Below are 25,776 nucleotides of genomic sequence, written 5' to 3' on the forward strand. Positions count from 1 at the left end.
CGCTTGTCCTTAAGCTGGGGTGAATGAAAACAGAGTACGGCAGAAGTGGCCCGTTAACAAACTGGACATTTATCCAGTATATGCATACCATTAAATGACCGTGTTTTGATGCAAAAGAGTTGATGATGCAATGGATATTTGACAACGCCCAGTGGTTAACTGCTGTCCTGGCCAGTGCCGGTGTCGCTGGGGCTGTCGCGAGTTGGTGGACGCGACAAAAACAGCTTGGCCAAGTGCAAAAGCTGAGCTACCAAATTGAGTCTGATACGCGCTTTTACCAACAACAAATTGAGCAACTCAAGCACTCTGTTGCTGAGGCCAATCAAGAGCTCGAAGCATTAGACAGCGAACGAGATCAAGCCGCCCATGAGCTCAAGCAAACCCACGGAAAAATGATGGCAGTGATGGAAAAGCTGCGCTACTTTGAGGCCGTGAAACAAGAGCGACAACAAGCGATTGATGCGCTGAGTGAGGCTCGTGAAGACAAGTCCCGCCTCGCCACACAACTGCGTGAGCAACAAGTGCGTTTTGAGCAAATACAACAGTCTCAGCAGGAAAAAATCGCCTTACTTGAACAAGCCGAAGAGAGGTTAAAGCAGCAATTTGAGCACTTGGCCAATCAAGTGTTTGATGAAAAGAGTGCCAAAGTTGACCAACAAAATCGCCAGAGTTTAGAAGCCATATTGACACCGCTACGCGAGCAATTAGATGGTTTTCGAAAGCAAGTTAACGATAGCTTTCACGTTGAATCGAAAGAGCGGCACACCTTGGTGCACGAGCTCAAAAACTTGCAGCGACTCAATGAACAAATGGCGCAAGAAGCCCTTAATTTGACCCAAGCTTTAAAAGGTGACAACAAACAACAAGGCAATTGGGGTGAAGTGGTGCTGGCACGCGTGTTAGCAGAGTCGGGCCTGCGCGAAGGCCACGAATATCATACTCAAGTCCCGCTCAACAATGCATTGGGCAAGCGTTATCAGCCCGATGTGGTGGTGAACCTGCCCGATGATAAACAAGTCGTGATCGATGCGAAAATGGCCTTAGTCGCCTATGAGCGGTATTTTCACGCCGAGACGGATGCCGAGCGCGACCGAGCGTTGCGCGATCATTTGTTGGCGTTGCGTGCCCACATTAAAGGCCTGAGTCACAAAGACTATCATCAGCTCAAGGGCATTCGCAGTTTGGATTACGTGCTGATGTTTATTCCGGTTGAGCCCGCTTTTCAAGTGGCGATTTCGGCGGATCCGAGCTTGGTTAAAGACGCAATGGAACACAATATTATTTTGGTCAGTCCAACGACATTACTAGTTGCACTGCGTACTATCGATAATTTATGGCGCAACGAAAGACAGAACGAAAATGCGCAGCACATCGCCGAGAGAGCCAGCAAGTTGTACGACAAAGTTCGCTTGTTCGTCGATGATATGCAGCAACTCGGTGCATCGCTTGACAAAGCCAATCAGAGTTTTCAAGGGGCGATGAATAAATTGTCGACCGGTCGAGGCAATATAGTGCGTCAAGCGGAGAGCTTTAAGCAGCTTGGCGTCGAAGTGAAAAGACCGATCGCGAGTGAGGTGACAGAGCAAGCACAACGCGACGGAATTTATGCAAATGACCCGCAGACAGAAAGACAACAGCTAGAGGATAAAGTAAACTAGGTGATTGTTGTTTAAGGGTGAATTACCCCATGGCCTAGCCATCCCAAGAAGGAATTATGCATGACCGATAAACAAGAGCCCGTTTCTCAATCTCAGGATGATACGACGCACTTTGGCTTTAAAACCGTGGCGAAAGCGGAAAAAGCAGAAAAAGTGGCTGAGGTGTTTCACTCCGTTGCCACTAAATACGACATTATGAATGACATGATGTCGCTTGGTGTACACCGCTTGTGGAAGCGATACACCATTGATTGCAGTGGGGTACGTCCAGGCCAGCGCGTACTCGATTTGGGTGGCGGTACGGGTGACCTGACTGCAAAGTTTTCGCGTATGGTGGGTGAGAAGGGGCAAGTCGTTCTTGCCGACATCAATAATTCTATGCTTAACGTCGGTCGTGACAAACTGCGTGATCGCGGTGTGGTTGGCAACGTACATTATGTACAGGCAAACGCGGAATCCTTGCCGTTTCCCGATGATTACTTCGATGCCATCACCATCAGTTTTTGTCTGCGCAATGTGACCGATAAAGACAAAGCGTTGGCGTCGATGTTTCGAGTGTTAAAGCCAGGTGGGCGTCTATTGGTGCTCGAGTTTTCCAAGCCGGTATTCGATCCTTTGTCAAAAGTGTACGACGCTTACTCGTTCCACGTATTGCCGCGCATGGGTCAATTGATCGCTCAAGACTCAGAAAGTTATCGTTATTTGGCTGAGTCGATTCGCATGCACCCCGATCAAGACACGCTCAAGGGAATGATGGAAAACGTCGGCTTCGAACAAGTTGAATATTTTAATATGACCGGCGGTATTGTTGCCCTGCATCGCGGCTATAAGTTCTAACTGAAGGAGTAGAAGATGCCTTTTGACGCCTTAGTGACAGGTCTTGTCGAGGTGAGTTTAAATCGTTTCATTCAGGACGACAGTGAACTCAGTCGACGACTTGGCCGTTTAAAAGGCCAAGCGATTCAAATTCATTTGATTGAGCTCGACAAAAGCATAACGTTTTTGTTTAGTCAGCAAATCGACGTGTTGGCCCATTATGAAGGCGAAGTGGACTGCTACTTATCCCTGTCTTTAAGTGTGTTGCCGCAATTAAAAGACCACGCCAACATTACCCAGCTGATCAAGCAAGATAAATTAATTCTCGAAGGCGATGTCCAACTGGCGCAAAAATTTGCCAATTTGCTCAATGACAGTCGACCAGATTTGGCCGAATGGTTATCTCGTTACCTCGGTGATATCGCCGCACACCAACTGGTGTCTAGTGGCGAACAAGGTTTGCAACGCTTAAAACACCAAGCCGATCGACAGCAGCGTTATATCGGCCAGGTATTGACCGAAGAATGGCGCGTTGCACCTCCGGCGCTTGAGATCGCGTATTTTTGCGATCAGGTCGATGACTTGCGTTCCAGTGCGGCCCGTTTTGAGGCTCGTTTACAACGAATCATGGAGAAGTTATGACACTCAATGAGTGCAAACGCTTATATCGAATCACCCGAGTTTTACTTGAGTACGGATTAGATGAGCTTTTGCCAGAGCACCAATGGCTAAAGTTCCCTAAATTGGCCAGAAAAAGCCTTTTTTGGATCAAAAACAAGCACCCCGATGTGCCGTTAGGTGATCGCCTGCGCTTGGCCTTGCAAGCGCTTGGGCCAGTGTGGATAAAATTTGGCCAAATGATGTCGACGCGGCGAGATTTGTTTCCTCCACACATTGCTGATCCGCTGGCCATGCTGCAAGACAACGTGGCTCCCTTTGATGGCCATGCGGCAAAAGCGCAGATTGAACAGGCCTTAGGCGGGGCAATTGAAACCTGGTTTGATCATTTTGATATCAAGCCGCTTGCGTCGGCATCGATTGCCCAAGTGCACACCGCTCAACTCAAAGGCAGCGGCCGGGAAGTGGTGTTAAAAGTGATTCGTCCAGATATTCGTCCTATGATTGAAGCCGACTTGCGTTTGATGTATCGCCTAGCGCACATTGTGGCGCGCACCTTGTCTCACGCTCGCCGTCTTAAGCCTGTTGAAGTGGTCAAAGAGTACGAAAAGACATTACTCGACGAGTTGGATTTGCGACGTGAAGCGGCCAACGCCATGCAACTCAGACGCAATTTTGCCGACAGCGATGAACTGTACATCCCCGAAGTGATCGCAGATCTAAGCAGTGAGTCTTTGATGGTGTCTGAGCGAATTTACGGCGTGCAAGTGTCTGACATTGAACGATTAACGGCGTTAGGTGTCGACATGAAAGTGTTAGCAGAACGCGGCGTTCGAGTCTTTTTTACTCAGGTTTTCCGCGACAGCTTTTTTCATGCTGACATGCATCCGGGCAATGTGTTTGTCAATCCAGAGCGACCTCAAGACCCTCAGTGGATAGGGTTGGACTGTGGTATTGTCGGCACGTTGAACAGCGAAGACAAGCGCTACTTGGCAGAAAACTTTTTGGCCTTTTTTAATCGCGATTATCGCAAAGTTGCCCAATTACACGTCGATTCTGGCTGGGTACCCCAAGATACCAATATCGACCAGTTTGAAAGTGCTATTCGCGTGGTGTGTGAGCCCATTTTTGCTAAGCCGCTGTGTGATATTTCGTTTGGTCATGTATTATTGAATTTGTTTAACACGGCACGTCGCTTCAATATGGAAGTACAGCCTCAATTGGTGCTGTTGCAAAAAACTTTGTTGTATGTTGAAGGTTTGGGCCGTCAGTTGTACCCACAATTAGACTTATGGCAAACCGCCAAACCTTTTTTAGAAACGTGGATGCTAAATCAGGTTGGGCCGCAAGCGGTGTTTCGCACCGTAAAAGAACGTCTGCCGTTTTGGGCGGAAAAACTGCCCGAATTGCCAGAACTTGTTTACGATAGTCTGCGACAAGGCAAAGCGCTCAACCAGAGAATGGAGCAATTTTATCAAGGCTATCGAGCGTCAAAGCGACAGCAGGCGAAGAGTTATTTTTTGCTTGGTGTCGGCGCCACATTCATGATTTGCGCGGCGATTTTGGCGACGGACAACGATTCGAATTTAGCGGTAACTTGTGCGAGTGCTGGTGGTCTAAGTTGGTTGCTGAGCTGGTTTTTTTCGCGCCGTTCTTAGTAAAACCAGTGAGATAATTATCTTTAAGGAGAAAGTGTATGGGTGGCATTAGTGTTTGGCAACTTCTGATCATTGCGGTCATTGTTGCTCTGTTGTTTGGGACGAAAAAGTTGCGCGGCATGGGCAGTGATTTAGGTGGCGCGATCAAAGGATTTAAAAAAGCACTCAACGAAGACGACAGTGCGGCAAAGTCTCAACATGACGCCGATTTTAATGGCAGTGAATTGTCTAAACCGGCGCAAAAAAGCACCGACAACGACAAGCAGGGCTAAATCGTGTTTGATATCGGTTTTTGGGAGCTGGTATTAATTTTTGTGATTGCGCTTGTGGTTCTGGGACCAGAGCGTTTGCCTTTTGCCATTCGCAATGTCGCGCGTTTTATTGGCAATGCACGTCGTATGGCCAATGTCGTCAAAGACGAATTGTCACAAGAGTTGCAGATGCAAGAGCTCAAAGAGGATTTAGAGCAAGCCAAGCGCAATAGCATTGGTTTAGATGCCGCAATGCAAGAGGTGAAGTCCACGTTTGATGAGGTGGAGGCTGTTTCCTCAAAGGCTGCGTCTGGTCCTGAGCGCCATGCCGAATCGGCTCCGGCGTCTTTAGACACAGGAAAAACGGCCAAGTCTGAGCAGACGCGACACCGTGACGACACCGTCGAACCATCCGTGGCGGATAGCGCTTCGCAACAAAAATAGTCACCCAGTAAGGGGATGGAGTCTCTCGGTCATCCATCCATAGGTTTACGCAATTAAATGGGGCTTACATGTCGTCCTCTGATGAGAGTCAACCACTGATCTCGCATTTACTTGAGCTGAGAAATCGATTGCTGCGCGCGATTGGCGCTGTGTTGTTGGTTTTTCTGGCGATGGTGTTTTTTTCAAACCACATATATGAATTTGTTTCCGCCCCCTTGATTGAAAAATTGCCTCAAGGGGCATCGATGATTGCCACTGATGTCGCGGCGCCTTTTTTCACGCCTTTAAAACTGACATTGATCAGTGCCGTTTTTGTGGCGATTCCCTTTATTTTGTACCAAGTCTGGGCATTTGTTGCCCCCGGTTTGTATCAATATGAAAAGCGTTTAATCTTTCCGTTGTTATTGTCGAGTTCTCTGCTGTTTTACGCGGGGGTTGCGTTTGCCTACTTTGTGGTTTTTCCACTCGTCTTTGGCTTTTTTACCGCAATCTCACTCGGAGGGGTGGAGTTCGCGACCGATATCACGAGTTATTTAGACTTCGTGTTGGCGTTATTTATGGCATTTGGTATTGCTTTTGAGGTGCCGGTAGCGATTGTTTTATTGTGCTGGACCGGGATAACAACGCGTCAATCTTTGAGTCAAAAGCGTCCTTACATTGTTGTGGCTGCCTTCGTCGTGGGGATGTTGCTGACACCGCCTGATATTATTTCTCAGACCCTGTTGGCGATCCCTATGTGCCTTTTGTTTGAAGTTGGGCTGCTGTGTGCGCGTTTTTATCAAGCAAAGCAAGCCGATGAAGACGATGAGGCAGAAGCCGCGTGATAAGCGATAGCAATACCGTTCTATCACTCGGCTAACGTCAGTGGCGCTGCTGGCGTAGACTCTCGACACTGGCCAAGAGCCAATGAGGTCAGTGGCTTATAAGGAAAATAATTGCTTGGCGTTTCGCGTCGTGATGGCATCAAGCTCTGCTAATGACAATCCCCTTAGCTCCGCAACACGCTGGCCGACCAGTTGAGTCCAAGCCGGCTCATTGCGCTTACCGCGATTAGGGACTGGCGCCAGATAGGGGCTGTCGGTTTCCAACACCACGTAGTCCATATCTAGGTGTGGGATGACGCTATCCATGCCGCCGTTTTTAAACGTCGATACACCGCCAAGGCCTACGTGAAAGCCGATATCCTTGATCGCTTTCGCTTGCTCTACACTGCCGCCAAAACAGTGAAATACGCCTTTTAGTCGTCCGTCTTGTTGTTTGGCAACAACCTCTAGGCTTTCATCGATAGAGTCTCGAGTGTGGATCACCACAGGTAAGTTGCGTTGTTTTGCCCATTCAAGCTGCACGTTAAAAGCGTCAATTTGCTGCTCGTGGAACGTTTTATCCCAGTACAAATCAAGGCCGATTTCACCCACTGCCACAAACGGGTGTTTGTCAAAGTAAGACTCTATGATGGTTAACGCTTGCTGATAATCTTCTTTGACATAGCAAGGATGTAGGCCCATCATTGAGCGACATAGATTGGGGTAAGCTTGTTCGGTGTTTAACATCGCAGCAATGGAATCAATATCAATATTGGGCATTAGGATCAGTTCAATGCCCTGTGCCTGAGCTCTTGCGATCACATCGTCTCTATCTTGATCGAACTCTTGAGCGTAAATATGGGCATGGGTATCTATCATGGGAACCTCTAAGTGGCTTAAAACCGTGTTTTGTCCAGTATACCCAAGACAGCGTCATCGATCATTGTTGCTGTGTTGCTCGTTTTGCCAATGACAACAATTTGCCAATGACAGCAATCGGTATAACGGCTTAGTGTCTCGCGATTAAGCTGCTATGCTAATGCTCACCAATCAATTCATGACCCATTTGCCAAATTCGCTTAAGGAGTATTGAGTGTCTGTTTTCCAATCAGGTTCTTTCCCTGCTCGTCGTATGCGTCGCCAACGCAAACACGATTTTTCTCGTCGCTTAATGGCTGAAAATCAACTCACGGTTGATGACCTTATTTATCCTGTGTTTGTACTTGAAGGTAAAAATCAACGTCAATCTATCCCCTCAATGCCGGGAATTGAACGTTTGTCCGTCGATTTATTGGTTGACGAAGCTCGTTACTTGGCGGCGTTAGGCATTCCGGCTTTAGCGCTGTTTCCGGTTATTTCCCAAGAGTATAAATCGCTCAATGCAGAAGAAGCCTTCAATGCAGAGGGATTGATCCCTCGTGCCGTCCGCGCTTTAAAACAGGCGGTTCCTGAACTGGGTATTATTACCGATGTAGCGTTGGATCCTTACACAGTTCACGGGCAAGATGGCATCATTGATGAGCAAGGTTATGTGATCAATGACATCACAACACAGGTATTAGTTAAGCAGGCTTTATCTCATGCCGAAGCCGGGGCCGATGTTGTTGCCCCTTCCGATATGATGGATGGTCGTATTGGCGCTATCCGTCAAGCCTTAGAAGACGCTGGGCAAGTGCACACGCAAATCATGGCTTATTCGGCGAAATACGCGTCTTGTTACTATGGACCATTTCGAGATGCGATTGGCTCTGCCGGTAACTTAAAAGGCGGCGATAAAAAAACCTATCAAATGGACCCCGCGAACAGCGATGAAGCGCTTCAAGAGATTGAGCTAGATCTGCAAGAAGGGGCAGACAGCGTTATGGTCAAACCCGGTATGCCTTATCTCGATGTTGTACGACGTGTCAAAGATGAGTTTCAAGTCCCGACGTTTGCTTACCAAGTCTCGGGTGAGTATGCGATGCACAAAGCGGCCTTTGCCAATGGTTGGCTGAACGAAAAACAAACGGTCATGGAGTCCTTGTTGTGTTTTAAGCGCGCTGGGGCTGATGGTGTGTTAACGTATTTTGCTAAGCAGGTCGCTCAGTGGTTAGCGGAAGATCAAGCAAAAATGGCGCATGTGCTGGCGCAGCGTCCCAGTGAGTAGTGCGGGTTATCGTTTCGAGTTTGCAGTCTAGTAAATTGTGATCCCATCGTGATTACAAAACTTAAATGAGAATTTTTATCATTTATTGGTTGACTATCAAATGAGAATGATTATTATTAGAGTTGTCTTAGGGGATGAGGTAACACAAATAAGATAAGTCATTATCTTATCTGGTGCATTCTTTTCGACACGACATTGCTCACATTGCTTCCAGTGTATTTATATAGCTTTCTGGTAAAACCTCCAGATAACTCGGTTTTATCTTTCTTTGCTAGGCGACATCTTCGGGTGTCGCTTTTTTTATTTCTCTTATTTGTGTTGAGAATCGGTTTTCTAAAATTATGTCCACATGAAAGGATCCTGTCTGGATCCTTTTTTTGTCTATTTTTAAAGTTAAAAAACATTAATATACAACAACTTAGATTGTGTTTTGGCTGTAAAAACAGCCTGTGGATAACAGGTGGGAAAAATATATAAACAGAGTTATCCACAGATTGCTTGTGACGTTTTTGGGCAAGTTCGCACCAAGATGATGAGTTATCTGAGTCTGGACGTGGCATCACAACACGACTCGTGGCATTCTAGCCCATCAAAGAAAAGATTTTGGGTATTCAACACTATGGCCACGATTCCAGATAATCCATTGATATTGATTGATGGCTCATCCTATTTGTACCGAGCATTCCACGCTTATCCAGGTACGATGAGCAATGGCGAGATCCCGACCAATGCGGTCTATGGGGTAATTAATATGCTGCGCAGTATGATGAGGCAGTTCTCATCGGAGCGCATTGCTGTCGTTTTTGACGCCAAGGGCAAAACCTTTCGCGACGATATGTTTGCAGATTACAAAGCCAATCGTCCCCCAATGCCCGACGATTTGCGTTGTCAAATTGAGCCATTACATCAAGTGATTCATGCGATGGGCTTGCCATTGATTTGTGAACCCGGTGTTGAAGCCGACGATGTGATTGGCACACTCGCTGCTCAGGCATCAGCTAAGGGCATGCCTGTTTTGATCAGCACGGGTGATAAGGACATGGCGCAATTAGTCGACGATAACATCACGCTGATCAACACCATGACCAATGTCGTGATGGATCGTCAAGGCGTGGAAGAAAAGTTTGGTATTCCACCTGAACTCATCATCGACTACCTCGCCTTGATGGGCGATAAAGTGGATAACATTCCCGGTGTCCCTGGTGTGGGGGAAAAAACCGCGACCGCTTTGCTCCAGGGGATCGGTGGCCTAGACAGTCTTTACCAGCGGTTAGACGACATTGCCGAGCTTGGCTTTCGGGGTTCAAAGTCGATGGCGAAAAAATTGGTCGACAACAAAGAGGCGGCGTATTTATCGTATCAATTAGCGACGATAAAACTGGACGTTGAGCTAGCCGAAACCCCAGAGAGTCTACACAAAAAAGAGCCCAATATTGATGAGTTGGTGAAATTGTATGGGCAGTTGTCGTTTAAGTCTTGGTTAAACGAATTACTCGATGGCGGTTCGCCGGTTATCGAAACGCGTGCCCAGCAAGCTGAAGCACAACAAGCGGCGGCAGAAGAAAGTCAAACGGTTGCGGCCAATATTAATGCCAGTGAATACCAAATGGTGTTGACGGAGTCTGACTTTGTGGCCTGGTTGGAAAAGCTCGAGCAATGTGAACGTTTTGCTTTTGATACCGAAACCGATAGCTTGAACTACATGCAAGCAAACTTGGTTGGGGTTTCCTTTGCGATTGAAGCCGGTAAAGCCGTCTATGTTCCGGTGGCGCACGATTACCTCGATGCACCAGAACAATTGGATCGCGATTGGGTGGTTGAGAAACTCAAGCCCATTTTAGAAAACCCCGCCATTGGTAAGATTGGCCAGCATATTAAATACGATGCCAATGTATTGGCGCGCTATGATGTTCATTTACAAGGCATCTGTGACGATACCATGCTGGCTTCTTATGTTTATAACAGTGTTGGCGGTAAACACGATATGGACAGCTTGGCGCTGCGTTTCTTACAACACGCCTGCGTTTCCTTTGAGCAAATTGCGGGCAAAGGTAAGAATCAACGCACCTTTAATCAAATTGAGCTCGAGCAAGCCGCGGTTTACGCAGCAGAAGATGCGGATGTGACTTTGCAATTACAGCAAAATATCAATGCGCTACTTGAAAAAAACAGCGAGTTGACCGCGATCTATCGCGATATTGAAGTGCCGTTGATTTCGGTGTTGGCCCGTATGGAGCAAACCGGGGTCTACATTGATGACATGTTACTAAGTGCTCAGTCGCAAGAGATTGCCACTCGTCTTGATGAGTTAGAAAAGCAGGCCTTTGAGATGGCAGGGCAAGAGTTTAACCTGAGCTCGCCAAAGCAATTGCAAACCATTTTATTTGAAAAAATGGCCCTGCCGGTGATCAAGAAAACGCCGTCTGGAACGCCTTCGACCAACGAAGAAGTATTGCAAGAGTTGGCACTGGATTACCCCTTGCCTAAATTATTACTCGAGTATCGCGGTCTGGCTAAACTCAAGTCGACATACACGGATAAGTTACCGAAGATGATTGACCCAACAACCGGTCGTGTTCATACCTCTTATCACCAAGCCGTTACCGCGACAGGGCGCTTGTCATCGACAGAGCCTAACTTACAAAATATTCCGATTCGCAACGCCGCCGGTCGCCGCATTCGCCAAGCGTTTGTTGCCGAACATGGCCATAAAATTTTAGCGGTCGATTACTCACAAATTGAATTGCGTATTATGGCGCACTTATCTGGCGATGACGCCTTGCTAAGTGCCTTCCAGCAAGGCAAAGACATTCATGCGGCAACAGCGGCAGAGATCTTCGCGGTGAGTATCGATGAGGTGAGCTCGGAGCAAAGACGCCGTGCAAAAGCGGTTAATTTCGGCCTTATCTATGGTATGAGTGCCTTTGGTCTTGCGAAACAGTTGGGGATTCCTCGAGCAGAAGCGCAGCAGTATATGGATACCTATTTTGAGCGTTATCCCGGTGTTTTACAGTACATGGAAGACACTCGTGCAACGGCGGCAGAGAAGGGGTACGTGGAAACCATTTTTGGTCGTCGCTTACATTTACCAGAAATTCGTTCGCGCAATGGCATGCGTCGTAAAGCGGCAGAGCGCGCGGCGATCAATGCGCCAATGCAAGGCACAGCGGCCGATATCATCAAGAAAGCGATGTTGCTTGTCGATGCGTGGATTGAACAAGAAGGTCAAGGCAAGGTTAAGCTACTCATGCAAGTACACGATGAATTGGTGCTTGAGGTGAAAGAATCTGATCTGGCAAGCGTCAGTGAGAAAATCCAAGCTTTGATGGCCTCAGCGGCGGACTTATCTGTACCGCTGATCGCAGAAGCCGGTCACGGCGACAACTGGGATGAAGCGCACTAATTCGCCCTTTGTCTTCATGGAAGCACATGCTCAACCGAGGGGCGCTTTCATGGGGCGATAAGCTACCGAGATAAGCTGGCTTTTTAGCCAGCTTTTTTTATGCGTTGACCACTGTTCACATCATGACGCCTTGGTGTCAATCCGCGTTGTTTCGACATCTTCGCGAATCTCAACCCCACGATAGGGGGCCATTTGCGGGTGTTTTTGTTGTTTAATAAAATTTTAATGAAAAAAAACTACAGAAAGGGTTTGCAAAAGCGGCCAATTGTTGTACATTTTAAGACGTAGGGTACAGAGGTAAGATGTTCTATCTTTCAGACCTTTTGTTTCACGTTATTGGATTAGGCTGATTCAGCCGCCCCAGTCGGTTTTCGACTGGGGCGTTTTTTATTTTGGCAATCGAAAAAAAACTATTCCCGCAATTTAAGTGATGTAACTCCCACTTTTTCACCTTTGCACTAACATTGTGCGCAGTTGCCTCGTTTTTGAGCAAAATTACATAAAATCTGTAATTTTACTTCATAAAATGGCTGCCTCTTTTTCATTCCCCATCGTTTTATTCTTTTTCATCGACATTTTCCCCTAGGGTTGGCGGGTGACGCGTGTGTTGAGGTGTTTGACAGGCTCCGTCACTCACATCGATGGCATAGGCTTATTGTTTTGGCGAGCTGGGTATTAATACCAATCTAACTCAGTAGCTGGTCACTCTAGCTAGTTAAAAACTCGATAACATCGTTAAGAAAATAACTTGTAGAATAACGACTTAGATTCCGTTCTTGACAAGAAAAGGCTCAAGCTTTTTCCTGCGCTACCATTGATCACATACTTAATCAGATTGGTATAAGAGGGTGAGGACGTTTGAGGTAAATCAAGTCGCGAAGACAATATGCAGACCGCGTTTTTCACGGTCTGCGAGTCTCATTTTTACCCTACCTATTGGGAAGGATAAGTTGAGGAGAACGAGAGATTACTTATCTTGAGGGTCTTCAGTTTGTTGCGCTTCTTCTTGGGCGAGTGCGGCCTCAATGGCCGGTGTGAACCATTGATCAAGTCGAGCGCGCAATTGGTCAACGCCAAAGCCTTTGAGTGACGAAAACGCATCGACTTTGATATCACCACCCCATTGCGCCACTTGTTTACGCACTTGTAGGATTTGAGCCTGGCGTGCGCCACTTTTGAGTTTATCGGCTTTGGTTAGCAAAATATGGACAGGAATCTCTGATTCTAGAGCCCAAGTGACCATCTGTTGGTCGAGGTCTTTCATTGGGTGGCGGATGTCCATCAATACCACTAAACCTTGCAAGCTTTCGCGTTTTTGTAGGTATTCTCCCAATGATTTTTGCCATTTCTTTTTCATCTCGAGAGGGACTTGAGCAAATCCGTAACCCGGTAAGTCGACAATGTGGCATTCCGGTGTCACTTGAAACAAGTTGATAAGCTGAGTACGCCCTGGTGTTTTAGACGTTTTCGCGAGACTTTTTTGATTGGTTAGACGATTGAGAGCGCTCGACTTACCTGCGTTGGAACGGCCTGCAAATGCCACCTCGACACCATAAGCCTCAGGTAAATGACGGATATCAGGGGCACTGGTGATGAAGTGGGTATTTTGGTAGTGGATCTTGATGCTCACAATAGGCTCCAAAGTTCGAGTTTTACCAATCTTAATGTGGTCTCTTGACTGATAATCGATTGAGAAAAGGACAAGACGTAGGCACAACCCTGTGCCGCTTGTCGTAAAATCAGCCCATGCATTTTGGCTGTACACATCACTCTTCTCAACCCGGTTATCGAGTGTTAAGCCGCGGTGTCGTTAGACTGGCAGTATTGATGATTAACAATCCGCTGAACTGTTTTGGCTGCTGACGCGTAAGGCCATTTGATAAACAGTAAAACGTGATTAAATTATGGCCGTTGCCATTGAAGCGCGATTGTAACACAACTTTTTTTTGTTCGTCTTCGCTTATTCACGACATTTGTCACTAAGCCTCTCTTATTTTTTGTGATCTAACTCACTGAAGGAAAAGCAGTGAAAAGAGGTGATTTCTGTGTCACCTTGTAAGAGATCGGCCATTCAAGATAAAGAAAAACACAATTCAACTTAAATAAGTCGTTGTTTTGTTTTGTTATTTTTATTTTATTTATTTTCTGGACAAAAAAAAGTTTACCGACTATTGCCGTGAAAGCTCAATATCGTAGAGTATCTACATCGGCAAGGAGCTGTAACAGGATGTTCGGTCTATGACCGCCAAGGACGCAAGCTAGGAAGGCTTGATTGATTTTAGGATGTTTTACTGACATGAAGTGAGTAAAAAATACGGATGTTAATGTTCATCAGGATGTGAAAGCAAGGACCCAATCTAAGGATAGGTTGTGTGGTTAGGGATTGCTTAGGGAAGTAAAATTCATCAGGACGATGGAAAACGAATTTAGGCTAGGATGGGCCGATTGATCATACGGATTTGATGCACAATGAGTGCGACTCGTTATCGAGTTAGAAAGCGATAGGATATTCCTATCGCTTTTTTCTTTTCTGGTCTTTCTTTTTGCCTTTATCACTTCTTATATTTTCTTCTTGGTTGGTCGTATCACTCAATAGGCCGTCTTGCATGGGCTAAAAAAGACGATGCTCTAGGCACTTGTTTTAAAAGGTGTCGTTATCTTTTCTTATTTTCCCGCTTTTTTCTGTGTCTTCATTGACGACCCACACCCTCTGATAGGGGAAACGCGCTAGCAATAAAAATTGTTGAGTTCTTCACCACATTCTCTCCCACATTGGCCTCATTTCTGGTATGGTGCGCATCCTTGTGAGTCACTGCGGATGAAATCGACTATGCACTCTTGCCCACTTTGTCATCACCAAACTACGCTGCCGTTTTATTCCGATCGGCGACGCGATTTTTTTCAGTGTCAAAGGTGTCAACTGGTGTTTGTCGACCCAGAACAAAGGCTTGATTCGAAAGCGGAAAAGTCTCAATACGATTTGCATCAAAACAACCCCGACGATCAAGGCTATCGGCGATTTTTATCGCGTCTGGCCGAGCCTTTGATTGAACGTTTACCCGCAGCCAGCTCTGGGCTAGACTTTGGTTGTGGGCCTGGTCCTACCCTTTCGCTATTGCTCGAAGAGGCGGGGCATCAGGTGGCGTTGTTTGATATCTTTTATCGACCTGATCAGCAAGTGCTCACAAAAACGTATAACTTTGTCACTGCGACGGAGGTGATTGAACATCTTCATCACCCCGATCGCGTTTGGCAACAGTGGTTAGCTATGATCAAGCCAGGTGGATGGCTTGGATTAATGACCAAAATGGTGATCGATGTCGATGCGTTTCGTCATTGGCACTATAAGAATGATCCCACCCATGTGGTGTTTTTTAGTCGTGCGACCTTTCAATACCTGGCTGAGCAGGATAAGCTCAAGCTCGAGTTTGTTGGTAACGATGTAATTTTACTGAGGAAAGGGCAGTAATGGGACGAAGTAAAAAAACGAGAAAACTCGGCGCCGCAGGGGCACCTGAGTTTGTTTTTAAACGCGGATTAAATCGCAGCGAATCGGATGAAGAAGGCCGTTTGCGCAAAAAATTGAAAAAGCGCAAGGGGCATAGTGCAGGCAGCCGTCATTCTCAAGTTACTGATGAAAGAGCAAAAGGCCAAGGACAAGCCAAAGACCCGCGTTTGGGCAGCAAGAAAAAAATCCCGTTGATCGTTGAGCCTAAAGCGAAGGTTTCCGCACAGCAGCGAAAACTCAACGCCGAGCAAGAGCTTGAAATGTTGGAAAACGATCCGCAACTGAATGTCTTGCTTGATCGTTTAGAAGCGGGTGAAAATTTGGGTGTCGGTTTACAACGCAGCGTCGATGAAAAATTGGATCGCATTGAACAACTGATGAGCCAACTGGGTCTGCTTGATGAAGACGATGTCTCTGAGTCGCAAACGCCAAAAGCGACAGGAGAGCGAAGTGACGAAGCGTTGCTGGATGATTTTGATAACTTTGATATCAATGATCTAAAAGGATAATTATGAATACCACGCTATTAGCAATGATCGGCGTTATTATTATTTTGGCTTTGGCAGCGTATGCCATTTTTCTGTTGTTGAAGTTAAAGAAACAGAATCAGTTGCAACAGCAGCATCGCGAATTGGCGATCGCCAAGCGCAATGCCAATATTTTTGATAACGTGAATACGTTGTGTATGGCGGGAATTCAAGGCCAGTGTGATTTGTCTGAAATCGCGATTCGAGTCTATTACTTGATGGACTATGTGCAGGGTGAGGCACGCGTCAATTTTGACGAGACTTACCCTGCGATTGCCGAGCTGTTCCACATCGTCAAAGATATGCCACGCGGTGAAGAAAGACAGCAGATGGCGAAAAAGGAACGCATGAAGGACAATTTAGCGCGTGTGAAAGCGGAAACGCGCTTAAACGATGCTATCATTGCTGACTTGTCTCGTCTTAAAGAACGCGTTGCGCCAGGTAAGCAGGATCAAATCCAAATTCAAATGGTGTCTTAATCGATAATCCGATCAGGTAATGAGTAATGATAGATTGATTACTGATTAGTGATCTTGCTAACACTTTTTGAAACTTTATCAATATTGTTGATAACAGTCATCATAGCCGCTGCAACTCTGTGGCAAAATAGCCGTCTTACGGTTTTGTTCACAGCAGCGGAAATGATTTATGCCTCCGGATTGTGCCGATTTTAACCCCATTCTTTGGGATCAGGCGACCCTCGATAAATACGACCTCTCGGGGCCTCGTTATACTTCTTACCCTACTGCGTTAGAGTTTCACGAAGCGTTTACCATTTCTGATTTCGATATGGCGTGCACTCAATACCCTGAGCGGCCGCTGTCGTTGTATATTCATATCCCGTTCTGCCATACGCTTTGCTACTATTGTGGCTGTAATAAAGTCATCACGCGCCATCAATTCAAAGCCGATGAATACCTAGATGTACTGGAACACGAAATTCGCCAGCGAGCGCCTTTGCTCGATGATCGCAAAGTGACACAGCTCCACTTTGGCGGAGGCACGCCGACCTTTCTGACTCACGAGCAAATGACGCGTTTGATGAACCTGCTGCGACAAGAGTTCTTTTTGGCAGACAGTGCGGAAGTGAGTATTGAGATAGATCCAAGAGAGTGTGAGGTTTCCCTGCTCGATGATTTGGCCGCGTTGGGCTTTAATCGCATCAGCATTGGGGTGCAAGATTTTGATCCCGAGGTTCAAGCGAAGGTCAACCGCCAACAAAGCGAGGCGCTTATCAACGGGCTGGTTGACAGAGCTCAGGCATTGGGATTTTCTTCTACCAATCTTGATTTGATTTACGGCTTGCCAACGCAAACGCTAGACTCTTTTTCTCACACGATCGACAAGGTCATTGCTTTGCGACCAGAGCGCCTGTCGGTGTTTAACTATGCGCACATGCCAGAGCGCTTTGCCGCGCAGAGAAAAATTCACAGTGAGGATTTGCCAAGCCGTGAGCAAAAGATGGCCATTTTACAAATGACGATTCAGCGATTAACCCAAGCGGGTTATCAGTACATTGGGATGGATCATTTTGCGCTACCCGACGACGAACTCGCGGTGGCTCAGCGTCAAGGTCAGTTACATCGCAATTTTCAGGGTTATACGACACAGGCCAATAATGATTTAATGGGGTTTGGCGTGTCTGCGATTTCAATGATGGGTGACAGTTACGCGCAAAATCATAAAACGTTGCGCGATTATTATCAGCAAGTGAACGATCAGCGTCATGCACTGGCGGCGGGGTTGCAGTTAGAACGAGATGATCTGATTCGTCGCGACGTTATCCAGTCGCTGATGTGTCATTTTCAATTGGATACTCAAGCTATTGAGCAGCGTTTTTCACTCCACTTTACTCGTTATTTTGCTAAAGATATCCGTTTGTTACAGCCGTTACTTGATGATGGATTAGTCGTGTGGCAGGGCAAGATACTGAAGGTTTCTGATAAGGGACGTTTACTGATTCGTACCGTGTGTATGTGTTTTGATCGCTACTTGGGCGAGCACACTCAGAGCCAATCTTTTTCTCGTGTGATATAAGCGCTCATTTCAATTTAATGCCATTGTAATCATCATAAAAAAAGAGCCTTAAGGCTCTTTTTTACTGTGCGCGATGCGATTTACACCGCTCAGTCACGCTTATGGCATCGCCGGTTAGCTTAACGTTTGGCTGCCATCGCTTTGAGCTCTGCCTTCTCTGAGTCAGAGAGGTAAGCCATTTCTAGGCCGTTGATTTGCGCTTGGCGAATTTGTTCTTGACTCAAACCAGCCGCCGGGGCCGCAACTTCAAACTCATAAGGTAGCTCAATACCTTCTACCGCAGGGTCGTCGGTGTTAATGCATGCCATGATACCGTGCTCTAAGAAGGTCTTGAGCGGGTGAGTGGCTAAGCTTTCTACCGTACTGGTTTGAATATTAGAAGTGAGGCAAGACTCAATACCAATACGGTTGTTGGCGAGATAATCCATTAACTCAGGGTCGTGAATCGCTTTGACGCCATGGCCGATACGAGTGGCACCGAGCTCGCGAATGGCTTGCCACATACTCTCTGGTCCAGCGGCTTCACCGGCGTGAATCGTCACCGGAAGATCCGCACGGCGTACTTGTTGGAAGTGAGAGACAAACTGTTGGCCGGGTTGGCCGAGCTCATCTCCAGCCAGATCAATGGCCGCGATGTGCTGTTTTTGACTCAGGATGGCGTCGAGCTCTTGCTGACAGGCCTGACTACCAAAAGTACGACTCATGATGCCTATTAAGTTAGTTTTTACACCAAAATCACGACTGCCGGCAGCGACGCCATCAATGACGGCTTCAACGACGCCTTGTAATGGCAACTGGTGTTTCATCGCCATGTAGTAAGGAGAAAAGCGCAGTTCGGCGTAGTCAATACGGGCATTGAGTGCATCTTGTACGTTTTCGTAAGCGATGCGTCGGCAGGCGTCTAAGTCACCGAGCACGGCGACTCCCCAATCTAACTTGGAGAGAAAGGCAACCAAAGAAGGCTGGTTTTCGACCACTTGTACATGAGGCGTTAAAGTGTCGATATCATGGCCAGGGAGGTTAATACCAAATTGTTGTCCAAGCTCTAGTATGGTTTGAGTACGAATATTACCATCGAGGTGACGGTGGATATCGGTAATCGGTAACTGTGTAGTAATCATGATTAATATCTCAACAAAGACTTTTACAGAGCCTAAACAAATGTCACTAAAGATGCAATGACACCGGATTGAATATCGCCGCTTTGTCGGTGATTAATCGGCGATATTTTGTGTTTTTAATCAATATAACTCTTTGAGCTTTCTTGTTAATGTATTGCGCCCCCAGCCTAAAACTTTTGCCGCCTCTTGCTTGTGCCCATTGGTGTGATCAAGCGCGGCTTCTAGCAATATGCGCTCAAACTCAGGCAGTGCGTAAGAGAGGATGTCTTGTTGACCTGAATTGAGAGATTGTTTGGCCCAACTGGCGAGATGAGACTGCCAAGATTGTTCACCACTGACTGTATCAACCTTTTGTTCATTGAGTAGTTCACTCGGTAAATCACTCGGTAAGACTTCACTGCCACTGGCCATGACCGTTAACCAACGACACATGTTCTCTAGTTGTCTCACATTCCCCGGCCAATTGAGGCGATTTAAAATTTCCAGCGTATTCGAGTGCAAGGTTTTTACCTCAACACCAAGTTCATCCGCTGCTTTGACTAAAAAGTGCTGAGTCAGTTTTTCTACGTCTTGTTTGCGCTCTCGCAAGGCGGGGATTTGAATGCGAATGACATTGAGTCGATGAAATAAATCCTCGCGAAAATCGCCTTGGTGGACCAACTTCTCTAGGTTTTGATGCGTTGCGGCGACAATGCGAACGTCAACGCTAATCGGAGAATGACCACCGACGCGATAAAATTGACCATCGGCGAGCACGCGCAATAGTCGCGTTTGAATATCGAGGGGCATATCGCCGATTTCATCGAGGAATAACGTGCCGCCATTGGCTTGTTCGAAGCGGCCTTGACGTACGTTTTGCGCACCAGTAAATGCGCCTTTTTCGTGGCCAAATAGCTCAGATTCAATTAAATCTTTTGGGATCGCAGCCATATTGAGCGCAATAAAAGGTTGACTGGCACGAGGGCTATGACGGTGTAAAGCGTGAGCAACGAGTTCTTTACCTGTCCCTGATTCGCCATTGATTAACACCGATATGGAAGAGCGCGACAAGCGGCCGATAGCGCGAAATACTTCTTGCATGGCCGGGGCTTCACCAATGATTTCTGGGGTTTGTGTCGGGGTGACATCGTGATCGGTTTGCCCGCGGCGCTGCTCATGACTGTGGGAGACGGCGCGCTCAACGAGGGCTAAGGCTTCATCAATATCAAAGGGTTTAGGCAAGTACTCAAAGGCCCCTTTTTGATAAGCGTTAACCGCCGCGTCAAGATCGGAGTGGGCGGTCATGATAATCACGGGTAACTCAGGGCATTGTTCATGTACTTTGCGCAGCAGCTCAATACCATCAATCCCTGGCATGCGAATGTCTGAAACCAAGACGTCAGGAGTTTCTCTTTCCAGCATCATTAAAACGCTTTCTCCGTCGGCGAAGGTTTCGCATTTTATGTCGGCGGAGGAGAGCGTCTTCTCCATAACCCATCGAATTGAGCTGTCGTCATCGACGACCCAAACATATCCTTTACTCATGTGTTAATCCTTGCCTGCGATGAGTCTTGACTGTCATGACTCATTTAATCGGTAAATAAATAGTGAAATTGGTGTAGCCTGGCCAACTTTCTACATCGATTTTTCCGTGGTGTTGATCGATGAGGTTTTGTGAAATAGACAGACCTAACCCGGTCCCGCCCTCGCGGCCACTGACCATGGGATAAAATAACGTGTCGATCAAATTACTTGGAATACCCGGGCCATTGTCGATAATTTCAATGCGCGCGGCCAATTTATGACGCTTGCCGTGTATATTCGCTTGGTGAGCGGTACGGGTGCGCATAATGATATGGCCATTGGGCTGCTTGGATAAAATTTGCCCGGCGTTACTGGTGATATTGAGTAATGCTTGTTCAATTTGATCGTGATCCATATAAATATCCGGTAAGCTCGGATCGTAATCGCGTTCGATTGTGAGACTGTGCTGGCAATCGAGCTCGACCAATTGACGTACCTTTTCTAATACTTGGTGAACGTTGGCCCGTTGTTTTTTTCCTGGCTTTTGCGGACCTAATAAGCGGTCAACTAAGGCCCTTAAGCGGTCCGCTTGTTCAATAATAATATGGGTGTACTCGGTCAATTCTGGATCGGGTAGCGTTTTTTCCAGTAATTGAGCCGCTCCGCGCAAACCACCGAGTGGGTTTTTGATTTCGTGGGCTAGGCCTCTAACCAATAACTTCGCCGCTTGTTGCTGAGCATGTTGATTTAATTCTTGAGTTAAGCGTCGTTGTTGATCGATCTTTCGCACTTCGACCAAAAGGGACAATTCTTGTTCCCATACCATAGGGCTCACGGTAACCTCGAGCAAAAGGGGCTTGCCATCAACGACAAACGTGACATCGCTATCGGTAATACTTTGTCCGCTTTGTAACGGCTGTGATAGTAGGGCAAGATCCATCGAGGCGTGTTGTACCATTTGGGATAAGGGTTGGCCGACAATGCGTTTTGCGCTTTGAGAAAACAGCTGTTCTGCCGATGGGTTAGCAAAACGGACGAACAGGGTGTCATCGAGGATTAAACAAGCTGTGACCATGTTGTCTAAAATTGCATTGGCTTTTATATCCACCATTTTTGTCCTTCCGTCTACCAATATTGGTGCTAAGCACCATTTTAGTGCATTTCACATACCATTGAACAGAGCGACATTAAGGCGTTATGAGCGATATTGACTCTTCTGGCCTGAAATGGTGCGCAAAATAGCACTAAAACGACTCGTTTATGGATTATGCACCTTTATAGGGATAATACTCCCAATAGACAATGCAATAAGCTTGCCGATTAAGGTGGCGAACGAAGAGAAAATAGCAATAAAAAAACCCGCAGCAAGTGCGGGTTTTTGTTAGCTTAATCAATAAATTAAACTGAGTAGTAAAGCTCGAACTCAACTGGGTGAGTCGTCATGTTAATGCGCTCTACGTCGGCTGATTTTAGCGTAATGTATGAATCGATGAAGTCATCAGAGAATACACCACCTGCAGTGAGGAACTCACGGTCTGCATCAAGAGCGGCCAATGCTTCTTGTAGAGACTCAGCGACTTTTGGAATCTCAGCCGCTTCTTCTGCAGGAAGATCGTACAAGTCTTTGTCCATCGCTTCTCCTGGGTGGATCTTGTTCTTGATACCGTCAAGACCTGCCATCAGTAGCGCTGCAAAACCTAGGTATGGGTTCGCTGTTGGATCGGGGAAGCGTACTTCGATACGACGTGCTTTCGGGCTAGAAACCACAGGGATACGAATCGATGCAGAACGGTTACGCGCTGAGTAAGCTAGCATAACTGGTGCTTCGAAACCCGGTACTAGACGCTTGTAAGAGTTAGTTGATGCGTTTGCAAATGCGTTGATTGCACGTGCGTGTTTGATGATACCACCAATGTAGTACAATGCAGTTTCAGAAAGACCGCCGTATTTGTCGCCTGCGAACAAGTTGACACCGTCTTTTGAAAGCGATTGGTGAACGTGCATACCAGAACCGTTGTCGCCAACCAGTGGTTTAGGCATGAAGGTAGCCGTTTTACCGAAGGCGTGTGCTACGTTGTGAACGACGTATTTGTAGATTTGGATTTCGTCAGCTTTGTTAGTCAACGTGTTGAAACGACATGCGATTTCGTTTTGACCAGCCGTTGCAACTTCATGGTGGTGTGCTTCGACAACGAGACCCATCTCTTCCATGATCAAACACATTGCAGAACGGATGTCCTGTGATGAATCAACCGGTGCGACTGGGAAGTAACCCCCTTTGACACCTGGACGGTGGCCTTTGTTGCCGCCTTCGTAGTCAGTGTCTGAGTTCCAGCACGCTTCGATATCGTCAATCTTGTAAGAGGAGCCAGACATGTCGGTCTTAAATTTTACGTCGTCGAACAAGAAGAATTCTGGTTCTGGACCAACAAGTACGGTATCGGCAATGCCTGTTGAACGCATGTATTCTTCAGCGCGTTGAGCAATAGAGCGAGGATCGCGATCGTAGCCTTGCATCGTTGCTGGCTCAAGAACATCACAACGAACGTTAAGCGTTGCATCTTCAGTAAATGGGTCAAGTACTGCGCTCGTTGCGTCTGGCATTAACACCATGTCAGATTCATTGATCCCTTTCCAACCTGCAACAGAAGAACCGTCGAACATTTTACCTTCTTCAAAGAAGTCGGCGTCGATTTGGTGAGCAGGAATAGAAACGTGTTGTTCTTTACCTTTAGTGTCGGTGAAACGTAGGTCGACAAATTTTACTTCGTTTTCTTGGATCAGCGATAGCACATTTTCTACTGACATCTTGGATAACCTCCGGTGTTATTAAAGCGGTTTTTCAGCGAGATTCGCTTGAATCTGGCATTGATTAATTTTTATGAGTGATTAATCGATACTGATTCTGGTGTAGCTAAAACCATGCCAAAAAAATATTCCTTTGTAAAACAAATATTTATCATATTCACTTGCTGTTGTGGTGCAACGCTTTGCACCATGATGATCTCACTGTGCACCAAATTGGAGCTTTGGCCTGTTTAATGCACCATTATGTGCACAATATTGATACAAAGTGATTGACTCATTGAGCCGTGAATGTTCGGGTTTGTCAATTGGTCACAGTAAAGATGAATTTTTTGTGTTGCCGCGAAAAAAACGACTAAGTTCCAATGAAACAAGATGTTGACTTCTTATTCCGGGAAATTGCTTTTTCATCTATCCAAAGAAAGAATTATAACCTTGTGATCCAGTTGGCGTTTTTTATGCTCTTTTGGCGATGAATTCGTCAATGAGAAAGGGGTCATGTGGCTTTTCTCGTTAAATAAGTCACATATTTCTGGGTTTTTTGCGGAAATCTGGTACATTATTGCCGTTTTTTAAACCATATAAGCGCCGCGATAAAATCAATCTGCGACGCTTCTTTAATGAGTGAAATACAATCCATGACCACTTCACAGATTGATAAATTGAGAAATATCGCCATCATCGCGCACGTTGACCATGGCAAAACTACCTTGGTAGACAAATTGCTTCAGCAGTCAGGGACTTTGCAGTCTCGCGGTGAGGTTGAAGAGCGAGTCATGGACTCGAACGATATTGAAAAAGAACGCGGCATTACCATCTTGGCAAAAAATACCGCAATTAACTGGAATGACTACCGCATCAATATCGTCGACACTCCTGGACACGCCGACTTCGGTGGCGAAGTAGAACGTATCATGTCGATGGTCGATTGTGTTCTGTTGATTGTCGATGCGGTTGATGGCCCGATGCCACAAACGCGTTTCGTTACTCAAAAGGCATTTGCCCACGGCCTTAAGCCAATTGTTGTTATCAATAAGATCGACCGTCCTGGCGCTCGTCCGGATTGGGTGATGGATCAAGTTTTTGACTTGTTTGACAACCTAGGTGCCTCTGACGAACAGTTGGACTTCCAAGTTATTTACGCATCCGCACTTAATGGTTGGGCGTCGATGGAAGAAGGCGAAGAAGGCAGCGATATGGAGCCGTTATTCCAAGCGATCGTTGACAACGTTGACTCGCCAAATGTGGACCTTGATGGCCCGTTGCAAATGCAAATCTCTCAGCTCGACTACAGCTCATACGTTGGTGTTATCGGTGTTGGCCGTGTTACCCGTGGTCGCGTTAAGCCAAACCAAATGGTAACGGTTGTCGGCGCGGATGGTAAAACTCGCAATGGTAAAGTGGGCACTGTTTTGGGTTACCTCGGTCTTGAGCGTCACGAAGTTGACGCGGCAACGGCAGGTGACATCATCGCGATTACCGGCTTGGGCGAGCTGAAAATTTCTGACACCATTTGTGATCAAGGCAAGGTTGAAGCGTTGCCAGCGCTGTCTGTGGATGAGCCAACCGTGACGATGACTTTCCAGGTCAACACCTCTCCATTTGCAGGTAAAGAAGGTAAATATGTCACCTCGCGTAATATTCTTGAGCGCCTTGAGAAAGAATTGGTTCACAACGTTGCGTTGCGCGTAGAACAAACCGACGATCCTGATAAATTCCGCGTTTCTGGTCGTGGTGAGCTTCACTTGTCTATCTTGATTGAAAACATGCGTCGTGAAGGCTTTGAGCTTGCAGTTTCTCGCCCTGAAGTGATCATCAAAGAAGAGAACGGCCAGTTGATGGAACCGTTTGAAACGGTAACGATTGATGTTCTTGAAGAGCACCAAGGCGGTATCATGGAGAACATTGGTTTGCGTAAAGGCGAACTGAAAGATATGTCTCCAGATGGCAAAGGCCGTGTACGTATGGACTTTGTGATGCCTTCTCGTGGCTTGATTGGTTTCCAAACTGAGTTTATGACACTGACGTCGGGCTCTGGTCTTCTGTACCATACTTTCGATCACTATGGCCCTCACAAAGGCGGTGAAATTGGCCAACGCGTCAATGGCGTATTGATTTCGAATGCAACGGGTAAAGCGCTGACTTACGCTCTGTTTAACTTACAAGAGCGTGGCCGTTTGTTTACTGAACACGCTGATGAAGTGTACGAAGGTCAGGTTATTGGTATTCACAACCGTTCAAACGACCTAACAGTGAACTGTCTTAAAGGTAAGCAGTTAACCAACGTTCGTGCGTCTGGTACTGATGATGCACAGGTTCTTACGCCGGCGATTAAGTACACGCTGGAGCAAGCGCTTGAGTTTATCGATGATGATGAATTAGTTGAAGTAACCCCTGAGAACATCCGTATTCGCAAACGTTTCTTGACAGAAAATGATCGTAAACGCGCTTCTCGCGGTGGAAAATAATCCGCTGATT

The 25,776-nt window shown here is 46.7% G+C and carries 20 protein-coding genes; 14 read left to right on the top strand and 6 right to left on the bottom strand.

The window, feature by feature from the left end; translation table 11 throughout:
- Nucleotides 1–125: 125 nt before the first annotated feature.
- The 7 genes from rmuC (at nt 126) to tatC (ending at nt 6,269) form a co-directional block, all read left to right on the top strand.
- A complete protein-coding gene (gene rmuC / locus AB0763_RS00370; protein WP_306101803.1) occupies nt 126–1,658 on the top strand; it encodes a DNA recombination protein RmuC in 1,533 nt (510 codons plus the stop codon).
- A gap of 60 nt (nt 1,659–1,718) precedes the next feature.
- A complete protein-coding gene (gene ubiE, locus AB0763_RS00375; protein ID WP_306101804.1) occupies nt 1,719–2,495 on the top strand; it encodes a bifunctional demethylmenaquinone methyltransferase/2-methoxy-6-polyprenyl-1,4-benzoquinol methylase UbiE in 777 nt (258 codons plus the stop codon).
- Between the two features lie 15 nt (nt 2,496–2,510).
- Nucleotides 2,511–3,116 carry an SCP2 domain-containing protein gene (locus AB0763_RS00380; protein WP_306101805.1) on the top strand — a complete coding sequence of 202 codons (606 nt, stop codon included), beginning with the start codon at nt 2,511–2,513 and terminating at the stop codon, nt 3,114–3,116.
- Nucleotides 3,113–4,750 (top strand): ubiquinone biosynthesis regulatory protein kinase UbiB, encoded by a 1,638-nt coding sequence (gene ubiB / locus AB0763_RS00385; RefSeq protein ID WP_306101806.1) that lies wholly within the window; start codon nt 3,113–3,115, stop codon nt 4,748–4,750. Before AB0763_RS00380 ends, ubiB begins: the two co-directional genes overlap by 4 nt.
- Before the next feature lie 38 nt (nt 4,751–4,788).
- Entirely contained in the window at nt 4,789–5,022 is a 234-nt protein-coding gene (gene tatA, locus AB0763_RS00390; RefSeq protein ID WP_306101807.1) for a twin-arginine translocase TatA/TatE family subunit, read from the top strand.
- Between the two features lie 3 nt (nt 5,023–5,025).
- Nucleotides 5,026–5,445, top strand: a complete 420-nt coding sequence (gene tatB, locus AB0763_RS00395) for a Sec-independent protein translocase protein TatB (RefSeq protein WP_306101808.1) — start codon at nt 5,026–5,028, stop codon at nt 5,443–5,445.
- Between the two features lie 68 nt (nt 5,446–5,513).
- Nucleotides 5,514–6,269: a twin-arginine translocase subunit TatC gene (gene tatC, locus AB0763_RS00400; RefSeq protein ID WP_306101809.1), complete on the top strand. Its 756-nt coding sequence runs from the start codon at nt 5,514–5,516 to the stop codon at nt 6,267–6,269.
- Between the two features lie 96 nt (nt 6,270–6,365).
- Here the strand turns inward: tatC and AB0763_RS00405 are convergent, their stop codons facing one another.
- A complete protein-coding gene (locus tag AB0763_RS00405) occupies nt 6,366–7,127 on the bottom strand; it encodes a TatD family hydrolase (protein ID WP_306101810.1) in 762 nt (253 codons plus the stop codon).
- A 214-nt stretch (nt 7,128–7,341) separates the two neighbouring features.
- Here AB0763_RS00405 and hemB point away from each other — a divergent pair, with 214 nt between their 5' ends.
- The gene (gene hemB, locus AB0763_RS00410) at nt 7,342–8,394 is read left to right on the top strand and encodes a porphobilinogen synthase (protein ID WP_306101811.1); all 1,053 of its coding nucleotides are present in this window, start codon (nt 7,342–7,344) and stop codon (nt 8,392–8,394) included.
- Between the two features lie 619 nt (nt 8,395–9,013).
- The gene (gene polA, locus AB0763_RS00415; protein WP_306101812.1) at nt 9,014–11,797 is read left to right on the top strand and encodes a DNA polymerase I; all 2,784 of its coding nucleotides are present in this window, start codon (nt 9,014–9,016) and stop codon (nt 11,795–11,797) included.
- A 967-nt stretch (nt 11,798–12,764) separates the two neighbouring features.
- Here the strand turns inward: polA and yihA are convergent.
- Nucleotides 12,765–13,427: a ribosome biogenesis GTP-binding protein YihA/YsxC gene (yihA, locus tag AB0763_RS00420; protein ID WP_306101813.1), complete on the bottom strand. Its 663-nt coding sequence runs from the start codon at nt 13,425–13,427 to the stop codon at nt 12,765–12,767.
- A 1,200-nt stretch (nt 13,428–14,627) separates the two neighbouring features.
- Here yihA and AB0763_RS00425 point away from each other — a divergent pair.
- The 4 genes from AB0763_RS00425 (at nt 14,628) to hemN (ending at nt 17,869) form a co-directional block, all read left to right on the top strand.
- Entirely contained in the window at nt 14,628–15,266 is a 639-nt protein-coding gene (locus AB0763_RS00425) for a class I SAM-dependent methyltransferase (RefSeq protein WP_306101916.1), read from the top strand.
- Nucleotides 15,266–15,814: a Der GTPase-activating protein YihI gene (gene yihI, locus AB0763_RS00430; RefSeq protein ID WP_306101814.1), complete on the top strand. Its 549-nt coding sequence runs from the start codon at nt 15,266–15,268 to the stop codon at nt 15,812–15,814. The genes AB0763_RS00425 and yihI overlap by 1 nt, the downstream gene beginning before the upstream one ends.
- A gap of 2 nt (nt 15,815–15,816) precedes the next feature.
- Nucleotides 15,817–16,311, top strand: coding sequence for a DUF2489 domain-containing protein (locus AB0763_RS00435; protein WP_306101815.1), 495 nt, complete (start codon nt 15,817–15,819; stop codon nt 16,309–16,311).
- A 169-nt stretch (nt 16,312–16,480) separates the two neighbouring features.
- Nucleotides 16,481–17,869 carry an oxygen-independent coproporphyrinogen III oxidase gene (hemN, locus tag AB0763_RS00440; protein ID WP_306101816.1) on the top strand — a complete coding sequence of 463 codons (1,389 nt, stop codon included), beginning with the start codon at nt 16,481–16,483 and terminating at the stop codon, nt 17,867–17,869.
- Nucleotides 17,870–17,988: 119 nt separating this feature from the next.
- Here hemN and add read toward each other — a convergent pair whose 3' ends face one another.
- The 4 genes from add to glnA form a co-directional block, all read right to left on the bottom strand.
- Nucleotides 17,989–18,990 carry an adenosine deaminase gene (gene add, locus AB0763_RS00445; protein WP_306101817.1) on the bottom strand — a complete coding sequence of 334 codons (1,002 nt, stop codon included), beginning with the start codon at nt 18,988–18,990 and terminating at the stop codon, nt 17,989–17,991.
- A gap of 120 nt (nt 18,991–19,110) precedes the next feature.
- Nucleotides 19,111–20,514, bottom strand: a complete 1,404-nt coding sequence (gene glnG / locus AB0763_RS00450; RefSeq protein WP_306101818.1) for a nitrogen regulation protein NR(I) — start codon at nt 20,512–20,514, stop codon at nt 19,111–19,113.
- Between the two features lie 40 nt (nt 20,515–20,554).
- A complete protein-coding gene (glnL, locus tag AB0763_RS00455) occupies nt 20,555–21,604 on the bottom strand; it encodes a nitrogen regulation protein NR(II) (protein WP_306101819.1) in 1,050 nt (349 codons plus the stop codon).
- Nucleotides 21,605–21,891: 287 nt separating this feature from the next.
- Nucleotides 21,892–23,301, bottom strand: coding sequence for a glutamate--ammonia ligase (gene glnA / locus AB0763_RS00460; RefSeq protein ID WP_306101820.1), 1,410 nt, complete (start codon nt 23,299–23,301; stop codon nt 21,892–21,894).
- A gap of 635 nt (nt 23,302–23,936) precedes the next feature.
- Between glnA and typA the strand changes: the two genes are divergently transcribed.
- Complete coding sequence (gene typA / locus AB0763_RS00465; protein ID WP_306101821.1) at nt 23,937–25,766, top strand: translational GTPase TypA; 1,830 nt, start codon at nt 23,937–23,939, stop codon at nt 25,764–25,766.
- The last annotated feature ends 10 nt before the right edge of the window (nt 25,767–25,776 follow it).

The sequence above is a fragment of the Vibrio sp. HB236076 genome (assembly GCF_040957575.1).
Classification (GTDB): domain Bacteria; phylum Pseudomonadota; class Gammaproteobacteria; order Enterobacterales; family Vibrionaceae; genus Vibrio.

What these genes read in the sequence shown, in the direction of transcription:
- AB0763_RS00405 (WP_306101810.1), bottom strand. Translation starts at nt 7,127, where the DNA reads ATGATAGATACCCATGCCCATATTTACGCTCAAGAGTTCGATCAAGAT.
- hemN (WP_306101816.1), top strand. Translation starts at nt 16,481, where the DNA reads ATGCCTCCGGATTGTGCCGATTTTAACCCCATTCTTTGGGATCAGGCG.
- yihI (WP_306101814.1), top strand. Translation starts at nt 15,266, where the DNA reads ATGGGACGAAGTAAAAAAACGAGAAAACTCGGCGCCGCAGGGGCACCT.
- AB0763_RS00435 (WP_306101815.1), top strand. Translation starts at nt 15,817, where the DNA reads ATGAATACCACGCTATTAGCAATGATCGGCGTTATTATTATTTTGGCT.
- tatA (WP_306101807.1), top strand. Translation starts at nt 4,789, where the DNA reads ATGGGTGGCATTAGTGTTTGGCAACTTCTGATCATTGCGGTCATTGTT.
- add (WP_306101817.1), bottom strand. Translation starts at nt 18,990, where the DNA reads ATGATTACTACACAGTTACCGATTACCGATATCCACCGTCACCTCGAT.
- ubiE (WP_306101804.1), top strand. Translation starts at nt 1,719, where the DNA reads ATGACCGATAAACAAGAGCCCGTTTCTCAATCTCAGGATGATACGACG.
- tatC (WP_306101809.1), top strand. Translation starts at nt 5,514, where the DNA reads ATGTCGTCCTCTGATGAGAGTCAACCACTGATCTCGCATTTACTTGAG.
- glnA (WP_306101820.1), bottom strand. Translation starts at nt 23,301, where the DNA reads ATGTCAGTAGAAAATGTGCTATCGCTGATCCAAGAAAACGAAGTAAAA.
- typA (WP_306101821.1), top strand. Translation starts at nt 23,937, where the DNA reads ATGACCACTTCACAGATTGATAAATTGAGAAATATCGCCATCATCGCG.
- rmuC (WP_306101803.1), top strand. Translation starts at nt 126, where the DNA reads ATGCAATGGATATTTGACAACGCCCAGTGGTTAACTGCTGTCCTGGCC.
- AB0763_RS00425 (WP_306101916.1), top strand. Translation starts at nt 14,628, where the DNA reads ATGCACTCTTGCCCACTTTGTCATCACCAAACTACGCTGCCGTTTTAT.
- polA (WP_306101812.1), top strand. Translation starts at nt 9,014, where the DNA reads ATGGCCACGATTCCAGATAATCCATTGATATTGATTGATGGCTCATCC.
- AB0763_RS00380 (WP_306101805.1), top strand. Translation starts at nt 2,511, where the DNA reads ATGCCTTTTGACGCCTTAGTGACAGGTCTTGTCGAGGTGAGTTTAAAT.
- glnG (WP_306101818.1), bottom strand. Translation starts at nt 20,514, where the DNA reads ATGAGTAAAGGATATGTTTGGGTCGTCGATGACGACAGCTCAATTCGA.
- ubiB (WP_306101806.1), top strand. Translation starts at nt 3,113, where the DNA reads ATGACACTCAATGAGTGCAAACGCTTATATCGAATCACCCGAGTTTTA.
- glnL (WP_306101819.1), bottom strand. Translation starts at nt 21,604, where the DNA reads ATGGTGGATATAAAAGCCAATGCAATTTTAGACAACATGGTCACAGCT.